Below are 14305 nucleotides of genomic sequence, written 5' to 3' on the forward strand. Positions count from 1 at the left end.
GTAGATGAGTGAGGATTGGAGGAAGGGAAAACTATTTTTGGCTGACCGTCAGATTTTTCGGGCTGGCGCGAGTCGGAAGCATGCGCTGGCCTGGGGAGCCGACAAGCTAGCAACCCGCCCCATCAGCCGGGGCGTTGCGCCTAACGCGACCGGGCCAAACGCCCCCCGATTGGCGGCGGGCCGAGCAATGTTGGTTTGGGGTGAGTGGTGGCCGATTTGCGGCTGAGTCAGCGTGTGTAGTAAGTGTATAAAGCCATTCGGAATCCGTACTTTTTGAAGTAGGCATAGTTACCAATATGCTCATTTTTAACTGGATGACAGGCTTTTACCGCAATTCACCGGAGCAGTTACGTAGCCAGGCATCTTCGATCAACTTCTGAGCGACTGCATTGTCAACCCAAAGAACAGCCCCAACTTTTTACCGGCCGCGGGAGTTATAGCGCCCATACTTACGCGGCCGGCTTCCGCCGGCCGCACTCCTGCAATGTCCGATTCTTCCCGCGCCGCTACGCTTGCGCGCGCGCCCTCACCTGCTGCCGCCGCGCCACTGGCCGCCTCCCAGGTCTGGCTCATGGCCGTAACCTGCGGCCTGGTAGTGGCTAACCTCTATTACAACCAGCCGCTACTGGCCGAAATCGGCCGCACCTTTGGCCTCTCCGAAAGCCGGGTGAGTCTGGTGGCTACCATTACGCAGGTGGGCTACACGCTGGGCCTGCTGCTGATTGTGCCGCTCGGCGACAAGCGGGAACGGAAAAGTCTGGTGCTGGGTCTGATTCTGCTGGCCGCGGCCGGACTCGTCGGGGCCGCCTATGCGCCCACGTTCGGGCTGCTGGTGGGCGCCAGCCTGCTGATTGGCCTGTTCTCGGCGGTGCCCCAGCTGCTGATTCCGATGGCAGCCTCACTGGCCAGCGAGGAGCAACGGGGCCAGGTGGTGGGCAAGGTGATGAGCGGCCTGCTGATTGGCGTACTGCTCTCGCGCACCATCAGCGGCTACGTGGGCCTGCACTTCGGCTGGCGGGCCATGTACGGGGTGGGCGCCGTCATTATGGTACTCCTCACGGCCGTGCTGGCCCGGATGCTGCCGCGCAACCAGGCTCACTACGCGGGCAGCTACGGCAGCCTGCTCCGCTCGTTGGGCACTTTGGCCCGGGAACTGCCCACGCTGCGCCGCTCGGCTATTGTGGGGGCCTGCCTGTTTGGCGGCTTCAGCGCCTTCTGGACCACGCTGGTCTTCTTCCTGGAAAGCGACGCCTACCACTACCACAGCGACGTGGCCGGCCTCTTCGGCCTTGTGGGCGCCACCGGGGCCTTCGCCGCCTCCTTCGCCGGCAAATCCGCCGACCGCAAGGGGCCCGACTACGCCCTCACGCTGGGAATCCTGCTATTTCTGGGCGGCTACCTGCTGCTGGGTTTCGGCGGCTACCATTTGGTGGGCCTGATTGCGGGCGTGGTCATCCTGGACGTGGGCCAGCAGATGGCCCACATCTCCAACCAGACCCGCGTGTTCAGCCTCCGCCCCGAAGCCCGCAGCCGCCTCAACACCGTGTACATGACGGCCTGCTTCATCGGCGCCTCGGCCGGCTCCTTCCTCGGCGGCCTCGCCTGGGACCATTTCCAGTGGCCCGGCGTCTGCGCCGTGGGCCTGGGGCTGGTGGCGCTGGCGTATCTGGCGAACCGGTTTTACGGACGATCAGGTTCGGCGGCAGCCTAACCTTTGCTGCCGTAATATAGCACTCCGGCTTCCGGCAGACTCAGGTCATCCGTTTCGAATAAGAGGGTCAGCTTCGTTTCGAATGCCGGAACGGAAATATCCGCGTACCAGCCGGGAGGCACTGTCGGCACCTGCTTCTGCAGCTCCGCCAGCACAGCAAGCCACTGCGGCATCGACTCGGAAAGCGTCAGGCGCGGCGCATCTGCCCAAAACAGGTCGAGACAGATTTCGTCGGTGGTATAAACGTCTACTTTGTAGCCGAAGGCCGCCGTCAGGTTTCGCCACGCAAAATGACGCGCTGGCAGGTCTGGATTCTCCCGTACCAGCAGACCGTCTTCATACACGCTTATCCGCTCCAGCAACGCATTGTCCAGCTCTTTCCGGATTGTACGCCCCTGCTTGTTATTTGGGTTTGCGAACAGATTTCTGGGAGAAAGCAACTGGTAGACATTAAAAGCTCCTGCACTGCCAAACACGACAACGCACAACCAGAATTCCAGGGCAGTATGTTGCTCTCGCAACCAGACTGCCACTCCCAGAAACAGGAAGCACCCGCCAATACGCCAGAACTGGCGGGCCTTGCTCTCCCAGATAACCCGACGGCCTTGGTATACCTCCGGCATAGTGGGTGGTCTAGCTTTGCTCCCCCAACCGTCCCATACACTCCACCAAACTCGCGCGCCAGTGAGGAATGGCCAGGCCCAGCGCGGTTTTGGCTTTGGTCTTGTCCATCACGGAGAAGGCGGGGCGGGTGGCTTTGGTGGGGTATTCGGCGGTGCGGATGGGCACGGTGCGGGTAGGTAGGCCGCCCAGCTCGAAAATGGCCACCGCGAAATCATACCACGACGTGACGCCCTCGTTGCTGTAGTGGTAGAGGCCGTAGGCGGTGCTGCCCGACTCGATGATGTGCAGCAGCGCGCCGGCCAGATCGATGGCGTAGGTGGGCGTGCCCAGCTGGTCCCAGATAACGCGCATTTCCTCGCGCTCCTTGCCGAAGCGCAGCATCGTTTTCACGAAGTTGCCGGCGTACTCGGAGTAGAGCCAGCTGGTGCGCAGGATGAAATACCGCTCGGTGTGGGCCGGAATTACCTGCTCGCCTTCCAGCTTGGTGAGGCCGTACACGCTGATGGGCGCGGTTTCGTCGGTTTCGAGCAGGGGCTCGTTGCCGGTGCCGGCAAACACGAAGTCGGTGGAGATGTGCAGCATCGTGGTGCCGAACTCCCCGCAGAGGCGGGCCAGGTTTTCGGCCCCGTCGCGGTTCACCTTCCGGGCAATATCTACTTCGTCCTCGGCTTTATCAACGGCCGTGTAGGCGGCGCAGTTGATGATGTAGGCCGGGCGGTGCTGCTCGAACGTGGCCCGCAGCACCTCCGGGTTCAGAATATTGGCCTGGGCTCCGGGCAGGAACACGATATCGGTGAAGTTGCGCTGCTGCGCAACGTGCTGCAGGCACTGGCCCAGCTGGCCGGAGCCGCCGAAAACGAGGGTTTTGTTCATGGGAGTGGAGAGGAAACCGTCTGTCATCCTGAGCGGAGCGAAGGACCTTATGCCGTCTGAACAGCCGCAACAACGACTCGTTTTGACGTAACAAGGTCCTTCGCTCCGCTCAGGATGACAGCCGTTGACAGCCGTTATTACCCCCGCAAATTACGCCTTTCCCGTTTCCCTCCTACCCGGCCGCTTCGCTGCCCGCCGCCAGGGCCGGGCCGCCGGGCTGCACGGGGCGCTTGTTGTTGATGGGCTGGAAGGGCTGCTCCCGGGGCTGCTTTTCGCTCAGGTACTTCCAGTAGCGCAGGGGCATGTGGCGGCGGTGCAGCTTCAGGTTCTTGCGCTCCGGAATGTTCACATGGTCGAAATACGACTGCCAGAGCAGCTGAAACAGCGGCTCCCGCTCATCCAGCACCGTAGCCGATACCGCCGCCCGGGGCTGGGGCGCGGCCTGGGCGTCGAACTGCACGATGTCGGTGCGCTCCAGGTCGTAATAGAGGCCGTAGTGGCGGCGGCGGTCGAAAATCAGCCAGCGCTGGTCGGCGTAGCGCTTGGTGAAATGGGCGGCAATGAGGGGCAGCACGTCGAAGTCGGGCTCGATGGTGGCGTGAAACAGGCCGTCCTGGGTTTTCTCGAAGCGCACGAAAGCCTCCATGCGGTGCTTTTCGCGGTACATCTGCTGGGCCAGGCGCTGGACGCGGCGCACGTTGTCGTCGGCGTAGTTATCGGCAATGTCGCGGCCGGCGCGCATGGCCGCGTCGGCGTAGCGGAAGATGAGCAGCTCCCGGTCGGGCACCTCGCTCAGGAAAGCGTGAAACAGCCGCGTGCGGGCCTCCTTATCCAGGTAGCGCAGCAACCCGTCCCAGACGCGGGCGGCGGCCGTTTCGTCGGTATCCACGGCCACCGGCCGGGCAAACAGGCCGGCCTGCACTGCTCCCAGGGGCTGGATGCTGTTGGGCGCCGCCCTGCGGTCATACACCTGAAAAATCACGCTCAACAAACCTTCGAACGTGCCGTCATAGGCGTAATCAAGGGGCGGGTTGCGCAACTCGGGCGCGGCCCGGCGGCGGGTGGCGGCGGCGGCCAGGGCCTCGGCGGCGGAGCGGCGACGAACGGGAAAACGGGACATAGGCAGCATGGGGCCGACTACCCAGGGTTGAAACCCTGGGCTAGTTGGTGGGGAGGAAAGGTAAAACCCGCGGTAACGGTTGCGCTACGTAGCCCAGGATTTCCACCCTGGGAACTTCGCACGGCGCTACGCCGCCTTGGGCCGCCGGAACTTGCCGTGGTTGCGGGCCGCCTCCTGGTGCATCTGCTGCACCAGCGGCAGCAGCTCCGAGAGCTTGCAGCAGCACGCCACCCGGGCCACCTTGAGGGGCTTGGGTACTTCGGCGGAGGCAACGGGCAGGTCGGCGGTAGTGCGGTGCGAGACGGTCATGTCGGTTGTCAGTTGATCGTTGGCAGTTGTCAGGCCGTTCTTCAAACCGCTCAAATGGACCGGCCTGACAACTGGCAACTAGCAACTGACAACTCATTTAAGATGCTTGCGCAAAAAGGTCGAGTTGCTGGGTGACGAGGGCGGAGCGGACGGAGCCGGCCCCGAACAGGATCTGGCGGCGGATGGTCTGCTCATCGTAGTCGCGGCGTTCCAGGGCCTGGCCCCGGCAGGTGAGGAAGAACTTGGCCCGCTTGAGCACCACCCCGAACTTGTGCAGGTGGTCGAGGCTGAGCGGCCCGAACCGGCGGGCGGCCACAATGCGCTTGGCCGAACGCGCGCCCACGCCGGGAATCCGCAGAATCATTTCAAAATCGGCCGAGTTCACATCGACCGGGAACACGTGGCGGTTGCGCAGGGCCCAGGCCAGCTTGGGGTCTACTTCCAGGTCGAGGAAGGGATGGGCGGGGTCGAGGATTTCATCGGCCTGGAAGCCGTAGAAGCGCATGAGCCAGTCGGACTGGTAGAGGCGGTGTTCCCGGATCAGGGGCGGCTGCGTGACCTGGGGCAGGCGGGCGTCGTCGGTAATCGGGATGTAGCCCGAGTAGTACACCCGCTTCAGGCCGTAGCCCTTGTACAAGGAATCCGAAAGATTGATGATCTGCAGGTCGTTTTCCGCCGAGGCGCCCACGATGAGCTGGGTGCTCTGGCCGGCGGTGGCAAACTGGGGCACTTTCTTGAAGAGGGCCTTTTCCTCCTTGTTCTGGCGGATACCGTCGCGGATCTGGCCCATGGGGGTCAGGATTTCTTCGTAATTCTTCTCGGGGGCCAGGTTCTGAAGGGCCATTTCCGAAGGCAGCTCGATGTTCACGCTCAGGCGGTCGGCGTAGAGGCCGGCTTCCTGGATGAGCTCCTCCGAAGCGCCCGGAATGGCCTTCACGTGGATGTAGCCGTTGAAGCGGTGCTCGGTGCGCAGCTTTTTGATGATGCGCACGAGGCGCTCCATGGTGTAGTCGGGCGAGGAAAAGATGCCGCTGCTCAGAAACAGGCCCTCGATGTAGTTGCGGCGGTAGAAATTCATGGTCAGGTCCACCACCTCATCCACCGTGAAGGCGGCGCGCTTCACGTTGTTGCTTTTGCGCGAGACGCAGTAGGCGCAGTCGAAAATGCAGTGGTTGGTAAGCAGAATCTTGAGCAGCGACACGCAGCGGCCGTCCTCGGTGTAGCTGTGGCAGATGCCCATGCCCTCGGCGTTGCCCAGGCCCTTGTCCACATTTTTGCGCTTGCCGCCGCTGCTCGAGCACGAGACGTCGTACTTGGCGGCATCTGCCAATATGCTTAGCTTTTCCTGAAGACGCTGTTCGTTCATGGGGCAGTTTGATGGCTTAAAAATAGGACCTTGTGCGCAGATACGCAATCCTTATAAGACTAATTTCATTGGAATTGTTCCTCCGCCAGCCGGTAAAATCACCGGTTGTCCGCCCTGGCCGGCCGGGTCCGGGCGACGGGCCCAATGCGGCGGGAAACTGCGGCCGTGAACAACTAAAAGCCCCCCATACGTTGTAACTTGCTCCCTCGTGTGCCCGGCTGATGAAGTACCTTTTGTGGCTTAGTGGAATATGGCTGTGGTGGCTGGCGGCCCTGACGCCCGCCGCCGCCCAGACGCCCGCGCCGCTACCACCCGATACCACCCGCCGGCCCGGCGCCCGCCCCGATTCCCTGCGCCGCCGCTTCGATGAGGAGCGCATGCTCCAGGGCCTGAAAGCCTACACCCGCCGCAAAACCATTGCCGGCCGGGCAGCCGCGGCCCTGTTTTCGTTCCGGGAGCGGGGTGAAGACCAGGCCGGCCTCGACGCCGCCCTGCTCGACCGGCAGTTCGACCGGCACAACTACAAAACGGTGCGGCGGATTGAGATTCGCTCCCTCGACGCGTTCGGCTACAGCATTACCGACTCGGCGCGGGTGCCGCGTAACGTGCTGGAAAAGGCCGGCAACGTTTTCCACACCAAAACCACCAAAGCACGGGTGCGGCAGGTACTGCTGCTGCGGGAAGGCCGGGAGCTGGAGCCCCAGGCGCTGGCCGAATCGGAGCGTCTGCTGCGCCAGACGGCCGAGATTCTGGATGCCCGCGTGTTCGTGAACGAGCGCACTACCACCGCCGACAGCGTGGACGTGGTCGTCATTACCAAGGATCTGTTCAGCCTCAGCGGCTCGTTTCAGCTCCGCGACGTGGGCGCGGGCACCGTGGGCCTGCGCGACGTGAACTTCCTGGGTCAGGGGCACCAGTTCCGCAACCGCCTCGACTACGGCCGCACCGATACCGGGCCCCGGGCCCAGACCTGGCGCTACAACGGCAGCTACCAGGTGCCCTTCCGCCATTTTCTGTACGGGCAGGCCAGCTACCGCACCGAAACCCGTAACCGCGAGGGTGCCATCGGGTTCCGCCGCGACTTCTACTCCATCAACACGAAGTACGCCGGGGCCGTGAATTACGCCTTCACCGACCGCCTGAACGTGGTAGACGGCACGGGCAGCGCCGAAGACCCCTACGTGTACCGCCCGCTGCGCTTCAACATCCAGGACGTGTGGGTGGGCCGCGCCTTTCAGCCCAAAAGCTACGACCTGGGCTACGAGAGTCCGGGCCGCATCATCGTATCGGCCAGAGCCATCCGCACCCGGTACGGGGCCAGGTCCTTTGATTTCTACGAGAACTCCAGCCTCCTGCTGGGCACGGTGGGCTACAGCATCCGGCGCTATTACAAAGACCGCTACCTGTTCGGCTTCGGGCGCACCGAAGACATTCCGACCGGCTCGCTGGTGAGCTTTACCACGGGCTACGAGTTCAACGAAGCCAGCAACCGCCGCTACTACGGCCTGCGTCTGTCCACGGCCCGCTACCGGCCCCAGCGCAGCTACCTGTACGTGAGCGGGGAATTCGGCTCCTACGTGCGCGGGGGCGGCAACGACTGGCAGCAGGGCCTGTTCAGCAGCGAGGTGCTCTACTTCACCCGCCTCTACCACACGGGCAACCTGCAGTGGCGGCATTTTTTGTGGCAGCGCAACAGCCTGGGTGTGCGCCGCCGCCCCGATGAGTACCTGACCATTAACGGGGAGCGGGGCCTGCGGGGGTTCCGGCCCGACGGCGTGCTCACGGGCACCAGCCGCGTCACGCTTAACTACGAGGCCACGATGTACACGCCGCTTTCGTTTCTGGGCTTCCGGATGGCGGTGGTGGGCTTCGCCGATGTGGCCTGGCTCAATGCCCGCACGCCCCGCCGGGTGCTGCCGTTTTCCGAGGCGCCCTACACCGGGTTCGGGCTGGGACTGCGCTTCCGCAACGAGTACACGGCCATCCGCACGCTCCAGCTCACGCTGGGCTTTTACCCCCGGGGCCTGAGCACGCCCAACGGCATCCGCATCTTCGAAAACTCCCGCCCCTACTACGACTTCTCCGATTTCAGCTTCGGTCAGCCCGGCATCACGCGGTATCAGTAGCCGCTAAAAACCCCGTTTTCTGCTTGCTTGCTTGCTTGCTTGCTTGCTTGCTTGCGCTGCCCTATACTTGCCCCCGCATTACCGATCTATCTTCTACTGCCGCCGCCCGCTCTATCCTGTTCCCCGCGCCGGGCCGCGCTGCTTCCCTACCTCGCACACCGCCACTGCCGCCCCCTGCCCACCCGGGCTGCCGGGCCTGCGTGGCTTTTTTCGGGCCTTTCCGTTTCCTCTTTCTTCCCCCGCTATGAACCCCCTTGCCTGCCTGCTGCTGGCCGCCGCCCTGCCCCTGGCCGCCACCGCCCAAACTGCCCCCGCCGACTCGGCCACCACCTACCGCCACCAACTGGGCCTGACGGCCAGCCCCGTGCTCGACGGCTTCTTCAAAAACAACCGCAGCCTGCCCCTGGGTCTGATGTACAAGCGGCAAACCAAGCCCAATCAGGCCCTGCGGGTGCGGGCGCAACTGCTGTACCGGTACTTTGAGCAAGTGGCACCGTTACAAATAGGCGAAGAATATCATGAAAATGTATATCGTGTAGAGGCGGCTTTGGGCAAAGAATACTGGCTTCCTATTAGTAGCCGATTTATCAGTTACGCGGGCGGAGAAATTGGCGCTTATTACGATAACAATCAACGTAATTCTAAGCGTTACCAGCAAATCCAAGTACGCAATCCTAGTACTGGTCAATTAGAGGTTACCAAGGGTTATGTAAAGGCAAAACAGCATTTTAGTACTACCGGCATCCTCTTACAACCCTTTGCAGGCATTCGTTTCCGATTAAGTGCCCGATTATACACAGAACTGGAGAGTGCTATAGTATTCAACTGGTCTCGAACTCACTTCAAATTGAGTGAAAAAGTTTTTGAATACACAACCGGATTACCCGCTGATTATTCTGAAGGAAAGGGCGACAATACATACTACAATTTTCGCGTCAACCTACACCCGATTAATTCCTTACATCTGATTTTCCTTTTCTAGCGCCCATTTTCTCATCCTCTTTTCTTCCTTTCTACTTATGCCCACTTTCTATTTCCACTTACGCAGTTTGGCTGTCCTGTTGCTGCTACTGCTTATAGCTCGCTTGAGCTACGCCCAGACTGAAGGCACCTTTCAATCTTATCCCACCATTGTTTGTCCAGGCGAACAGACCACCCTCCGGCTTACTGTCGCCGATAATATCACGGTAGCCGATGCTCCCGCTCTCACCAACGCTACGCTCGTCTTCTATCCGGCTAAAACAGGCAATGTGATTGATTGCACGGTGCGCTGGAATGATGTAGCAGCGCAAGGCACAGTGGTTTTTAAGTTGAAAAAGACGACTACCGTTAAAAATTCCGATGGTACTACAACGACCTCTGACACTTACCCACCCTCTCCCACCGTCACGGTAGGCATCCAATCGGTGCGGGACCGGATGCCGGCCCTGATTAACGGCACCACCAACCTGAACGTACCCCTGTGCTCCAACGGGCAGCCCATCACCTTCACCCTGCCCCAGGAATACTTCGTCGGCGCCTCCTCAGTGCCTATTACCGAGTACGTGTGGCAGGTACCCACCGGCTACCAAGTAGTCAACCCCGTCACCAGCCCGGATTTTCCCGGCGGCTATCTGAGTGGCCGGAGTTTGAGTGTCATCCCACCCGCCAGCACAACGGGTGGTATTGTGCGGGTTTACCAGTACAGTCGGGCCTGTAATGAAAACACCAACTTCAACAACCCCGGGGCACGCTCATAAGCCTACCCCGCGAACTGCTTATCACCCGCCCCGTGCCCACCATCACGGCCGTTACGGCCGCGCGCACGGCCCTGACCTGCGGCGACCAGCGCCCGCTCACGCTCTCAGCCTCCGCCAGCCAGCCCGGGGCCTCCTCCTTCATCTGGACCCTGCCCCGTAACTGGACCTTCGTACCCAATACGGCCACCAACACGGCCACCGTTTCAGTCGTGCCCAGCGGGGGCGACGGCGGTCAGGTTACCGTTAGGGCCTATTATAGCTGCGTGAATTACACTACGCCGGCCAGTGACGTCAGCATTGGCTACGACCCGCGCGTGGCCGCGCCTACGGCGTTTACTACTCCCACGCCCGTCAATGGCAACGTGAACATCTGCGCCAATGAGCAGCCGGTATTCCGCATCGCGGCCGTGCCGGGGGCCACGTCCTACGAATGGACCTATCCGGCTGGCTTCATGGTAGCGGGTAACCCCGGGGCTCTCAATCCTTACGTAACACCTGCTCCCGAACTCCAGCTTCAGGCCCCGGCCTCCTTTTTGGCCACCACCGGGCTCGTGCGGGTCCGGGCCCTCAATACGGGCAACTGCCAGCCTTCCGATTTCCTTACGATCCAGCTGCGCACGGGCTCGGGCGGCATTACCATTAAGTCGTCCGACTACACTCGCTCGGATAGTATTATCTGCCCCTACACCTCCCTGATTCTGGGGGTGCGCAGCGACCAGCAGACAGGTACCAATAGCAACTACCAATGGTCGGTGAGCGGCGGGGCCTTCGTTTCCGGAGGCACCACCTCTCCTTCGCTGGAACTCCAGATGCCCGAGAGTGGCTTCGTTTCGGTGCAGCTCCAGCTCACCAACAGCTGTGATGGCGTAAAAACTGCCTCCTGGAACGTCCCCGTGCAGCAGCGGGCGGTGTGCTCCCCGCAGTCCATCGTGGCCGGCCCCGCCTACCCCAACCCGGCCGATGCGTCCCTTACCCTGGAGCAGCCCGCCGGCGCACCCATTACTATTTACAACAGCCAGGGCCAGGTCATCTATAAAGGCCGGGCTGGTCAGCGGCCCACCCGCCTCGATACCCGCACCTGGCCCGAAGGCCTCTATTACCTGGTGCCCGGTGGCCCTGCCGCCAGGCGCCAGCAGCTTATCATTAAACACTAGCGCCGGCCGAAAGTCCTGTAAACCAGCCAGCCTCTGCGGCCGGATGCTCCGCATCCGGCCGTTTTGCATTTTCCGGCCGAATACTTCCCGGAAGCTACTCGCTCAGCTCCACGCCTCCCCCGCCCCGTTTGCGTACCTTTACGCCCTGCCTTGAAGTGGCCCCACCGGCCATTTTTAATTTTTAACTCTCAATTTTTAATTGAAAGCATGAACCTCGGTGATTTCAACGACCTGGAAGTAGCCCGGGAGGTAGACTTTGGCCTATACCTGACCTCCGACGACGGCGACCTGCTGCTGCCCCGCAAGTACGTGGAGCCGGGCACCCAGATCGGCGACGTGGTGCGCGTGTTCGTGTACCGCGACTCCGAGGACCGCCTCATTGCCACCAACCTGGAGCCCCTGGCCCGGGTAGGCCAGTTTGCCGCCCTGAGCGTGCGCGACGTGACCACCACCGGGGCTTACCTTGACTGGGGCCTGGAGAAGGACCTGCTGCTGCCCTACCGCAACCAGCGCCGCAACCTGCGCCCCGGCGAGCGGGTGACGGTGTTCGTGTACCTGGATGAGGCCTCTGACCGCATCGTGGCCTCGGCTAAGTGGGAGTGGTTTCTCAGCGACCAGCCCTACCCCGGCAAAGTCGGCGACGCGGCCGAGCTGTTCGTGGCCGAGGAAACCGACCTGGGCTTCAAAATGCTCGTCGATGGCACCCACCAGGGCCTCGTGTACCACAACGAGGTGTTTAAGCCCCTGCGTCTGGGCGACGTACTCCCGGGCTTCGTGCGCACCATCCGCCCCGACGGCAAGCTCGACCTGAGCCTGCAGCGCCCCGGCTACGACGAGGCCCTGGCCGCCACCGACACCCTGCTGGCCGCCCTGCGCCAGGCCCCGAACGGCCTGCTCCCCCTCGGCGACAAAAGCCTGGCCGACGACGTGTACCGCCGCCTGGGCATGAGCAAGAAAGTATTCAAAAAGGCCCTCGGCGCCCTCTACAAGCAGGGTCTGGTGCAACTGGCCCCCGAGCACACCCAACTGCTACACCCCGAGGAGTAAGCGCGCGCCCGCAGGCTGAAGTCTGAAATTCCGTAATCAAGACTGCCAAACTGGTTGTACTTTTACGGGAAATTGGCTTTTTGCCTTACATCCTTTTCGAATGAACTATCGGTTCGTTGGCGCGATGGCCCTGGGGCTGCTGGCCACTACTGGCACGGCCCAGGCCCAGAGCAAGAAAAAGAGCGGCGGCGGCGCGGGCTACAACACGGCCATCGGCTTGCGGGGCGGCGGCTGGTCGTCGGGCCTCACGGTGAAGCACTTCCTGAGCGGCAAGAACAACGTGGCCTTCGAGGGCCTGCTCACCCGCGAATACGCCGCCCGGGGCGGCCGGCTCACGCTGCTACTGGAAAAACACCTGCCCGTTTCCGACCTCAAAGGTCTGCAGTTCTACTACGGGGCCGGGGCCCACATCGGCTCCTACCAGGGCCGCTACTACTTCGAAGACGTGCGCTTCCGCCGCGGCAAGAACAAATATTACTACGTCAACTACTACGCTGACGACACCAACTACGTGGTCGGCGGGGCCGACCTCATTCTCGGTATCGAATACAAGATGGAAGATTTACCCTTTGTAATCGGCGTAGACTACAAACCGTTTTTTGAAGTATTCCGAGGTTATACCGGCTTATACAGCGACGCCGCCCTGAGCCTGCGCTTTACCTTCTAGCCCCTCCCGCCTGCGCGCCCGGACGCAGCCGGTCATTGAACGCCTGACTACCGGTTGCCGTCCGCAACCTGCTGCTGTCCGGGACATCTTACGCAGTTGCCTTACCCTATCCGGCCCCGCCTCTCGCGAGGCCGGATTTTTACTGCGGATTTATTCTATATATTCTGACTATTATTATGTAAGTTCCCGGGCGGTTCCAATTCCGGGGCCGGCGGGCTTTCTGATGCTTTCTGCTATGACAACGTTACGCGGGTGGTGTTTGGGCATTGGGCTGCTATTGGGGTTGCCCACCGTCAGGGCCCAGCACCTGCCCCGGGCCCTGACGGTGGGGCGCCGGGCGGAAACCGCCGTCCTGTTGCAGCGGCCGGCCGCCACGACTTTGCCCCGCCAGGCCGTACGCTACGGCTGGGATACCAGCCTGGCCGCCTGGACCAACCCGCTCCGGGAACAGCGCACTTACGATGCCGCCGGCCGGCTCACCCAGCTTATCCTGGCCGACTCCACCACGGCCACGCCCTTCCAGCGCCAGCAGCTCAGCTACGATGCCCGGGGCAATCTGCTCGAAACAGTGGTGCAGACCGGCAACGGCACGCCCTGGCTCAATGCCTTCCGCACCGTGCAGATCTACGACAGCCAGTCTGAGCTAACGGAATCCCGGCGCCAGACCTGGACCGGCACCGCCTGGCAGACCACCGACGGCTTCCGCTACCAGAATACCTACGCCGGCGCGGTGCTCACCGAGCAGATTATCCAGCTCCTGGAATCCGGCACCTACCGCAACGACAGCCGCTTCGCCTACACGCTCCGCAACGGCCAATGGACCGAGGCCCGGGCCCAGCGCTGGACCGGCACGGGCTGGGAAAACGAGGAGCTGATTACCGACCTGACCTGGCACGACTGGGCCAGGCGCCAACCGGCGGGTTTTCGGGTGCAGTCCTGGCTGAACACGGGACAGTGGGTTGACTTTCAGCGTTACGCCTTCACCTACGGGGCCGCGGGCAGCCTGGTGGAAACGGTGGAAGAGGCCACCGCCGGCGGCTGGCAGAACTTCCGGCGCTTCACCGAACCTACCGATGCCCGGGGCAACGACCTGGGCTACCGGCAGGAAGACTGGCTCGCGGGCGCCTGGGTGCTTGCCGACGAGCTGCGCGCCCAGCTCCGCTACGACTCCCAGAACCGCCTGACGCGCCGTACCGAACAGCTCTACGCGCCCATCACGGCCCGGTTTGTCAACCGGGAGCTAACCAACTACTCCGATTTTCAGACGGTCGTAACGGCGGCCCTGCCCTCCCCCCGGGCAACCGGCCGGCCATTGCGCCTGTATCCTGTCCCGGCCACCGAGGCTCTTCAACTCGACGTCCGTGACCTGCCCGGGCAAATGCCTGTCCGGCTGGAAATTCGCGACGTGCGGGGGCAGCTTCGGCAGACGATGTGGCTACAGCCGCGCCAGGGGGGCCTACAGGTCCGCATTGGGTTGCGGGAGTTGCCTCCTGGGCCTTACTGGCTGCTGTTGCGTACCGCCCACGGCACGCTAACGGAGCGTTTCCAGCGGCAATAATAAAAAAAGTC

The 14305-nt window shown here is 62.4% G+C and carries 13 protein-coding genes; 8 read left to right on the forward strand and 5 right to left on the reverse strand.

Annotated elements, in window-relative coordinates; genetic code table 11:
* Positions 1 to 484: 484 nt before the first annotated feature.
* Positions 485 to 1711, forward strand: a complete 1227-nt coding sequence (locus KLP40_RS09420) for an MFS transporter (RefSeq protein ID WP_215593529.1) — start codon at positions 485 to 487, stop codon at positions 1709 to 1711.
* On the opposite strand, the gene KLP40_RS09425 is transcribed toward KLP40_RS09420, so the two are convergent.
* The 5 genes from KLP40_RS09425 to KLP40_RS09445 form a co-directional block, all read right to left on the reverse strand.
* A complete protein-coding gene (locus KLP40_RS09425; protein ID WP_215593530.1) occupies positions 1708 to 2334 on the reverse strand; it encodes a hypothetical protein in 627 nt (208 codons plus the stop codon). The two genes, KLP40_RS09420 and KLP40_RS09425, sit on opposite strands and share 4 nt — an antisense overlap.
* A gap of 10 nt (positions 2335 to 2344) precedes the next feature.
* Positions 2345 to 3208 (reverse strand): dTDP-4-dehydrorhamnose reductase, encoded by an 864-nt coding sequence (gene rfbD, locus KLP40_RS09430; protein WP_215593531.1) that lies wholly within the window; start codon positions 3206 to 3208, stop codon positions 2345 to 2347.
* Positions 3209 to 3380: 172 nt separating this feature from the next.
* Positions 3381 to 4328 carry a TIGR03915 family putative DNA repair protein gene (locus KLP40_RS09435; RefSeq protein WP_215593532.1) on the reverse strand — a complete coding sequence of 316 codons (948 nt, stop codon included), beginning with the start codon at positions 4326 to 4328 and terminating at the stop codon, positions 3381 to 3383.
* A 126-nt stretch (positions 4329 to 4454) separates the two neighbouring features.
* Complete coding sequence (locus KLP40_RS09440) at positions 4455 to 4637, reverse strand: hypothetical protein (protein WP_215593533.1); 183 nt, start codon at positions 4635 to 4637, stop codon at positions 4455 to 4457.
* Positions 4638 to 4734: 97 nt separating this feature from the next.
* On the reverse strand, positions 4735 to 6003 hold the full coding sequence (locus KLP40_RS09445; RefSeq protein WP_215593534.1) for a putative DNA modification/repair radical SAM protein: 1269 nt from the start codon (positions 6001 to 6003) through the stop codon (positions 4735 to 4737).
* Positions 6004 to 6224: 221 nt separating this feature from the next.
* Between KLP40_RS09445 and KLP40_RS09450 the strand changes: the two genes are divergently transcribed.
* The 7 genes from KLP40_RS09450 (at position 6225) to KLP40_RS09480 (ending at position 14294) form a co-directional block, all read left to right on the forward strand.
* Entirely contained in the window at positions 6225 to 8129 is a 1905-nt protein-coding gene (locus tag KLP40_RS09450) for a BamA/TamA family outer membrane protein (RefSeq protein ID WP_215593535.1), read from the forward strand.
* 244 nt (positions 8130 to 8373) lie between these two features.
* Entirely contained in the window at positions 8374 to 9111 is a 738-nt protein-coding gene (locus KLP40_RS09455; protein WP_215593536.1) for a hypothetical protein, read from the forward strand.
* Between the two features lie 37 nt (positions 9112 to 9148).
* Positions 9149 to 9868, forward strand: a complete 720-nt coding sequence (locus KLP40_RS09460; RefSeq protein WP_215593537.1) for a hypothetical protein — start codon at positions 9149 to 9151, stop codon at positions 9866 to 9868.
* 32 nt (positions 9869 to 9900) lie between these two features.
* Positions 9901 to 11022 carry a T9SS type A sorting domain-containing protein gene (locus tag KLP40_RS09465; RefSeq protein ID WP_215593538.1) on the forward strand — a complete coding sequence of 374 codons (1122 nt, stop codon included), beginning with the start codon at positions 9901 to 9903 and terminating at the stop codon, positions 11020 to 11022.
* A gap of 207 nt (positions 11023 to 11229) precedes the next feature.
* Positions 11230 to 12069 carry a CvfB family protein gene (locus tag KLP40_RS09470; RefSeq protein WP_215593539.1) on the forward strand — a complete coding sequence of 280 codons (840 nt, stop codon included), beginning with the start codon at positions 11230 to 11232 and terminating at the stop codon, positions 12067 to 12069.
* A gap of 100 nt (positions 12070 to 12169) precedes the next feature.
* A complete protein-coding gene (locus tag KLP40_RS09475) occupies positions 12170 to 12736 on the forward strand; it encodes a hypothetical protein (RefSeq protein WP_215593540.1) in 567 nt (188 codons plus the stop codon).
* Between the two features lie 235 nt (positions 12737 to 12971).
* A complete protein-coding gene (locus tag KLP40_RS09480; RefSeq protein ID WP_215593541.1) occupies positions 12972 to 14294 on the forward strand; it encodes a hypothetical protein in 1323 nt (440 codons plus the stop codon).
* Positions 14295 to 14305: the final 11 nt, after the last annotated feature.

The organism is Hymenobacter piscis, from assembly GCF_018760735.1.
Classification (GTDB): domain Bacteria; phylum Bacteroidota; class Bacteroidia; order Cytophagales; family Hymenobacteraceae; genus Hymenobacter; species Hymenobacter piscis.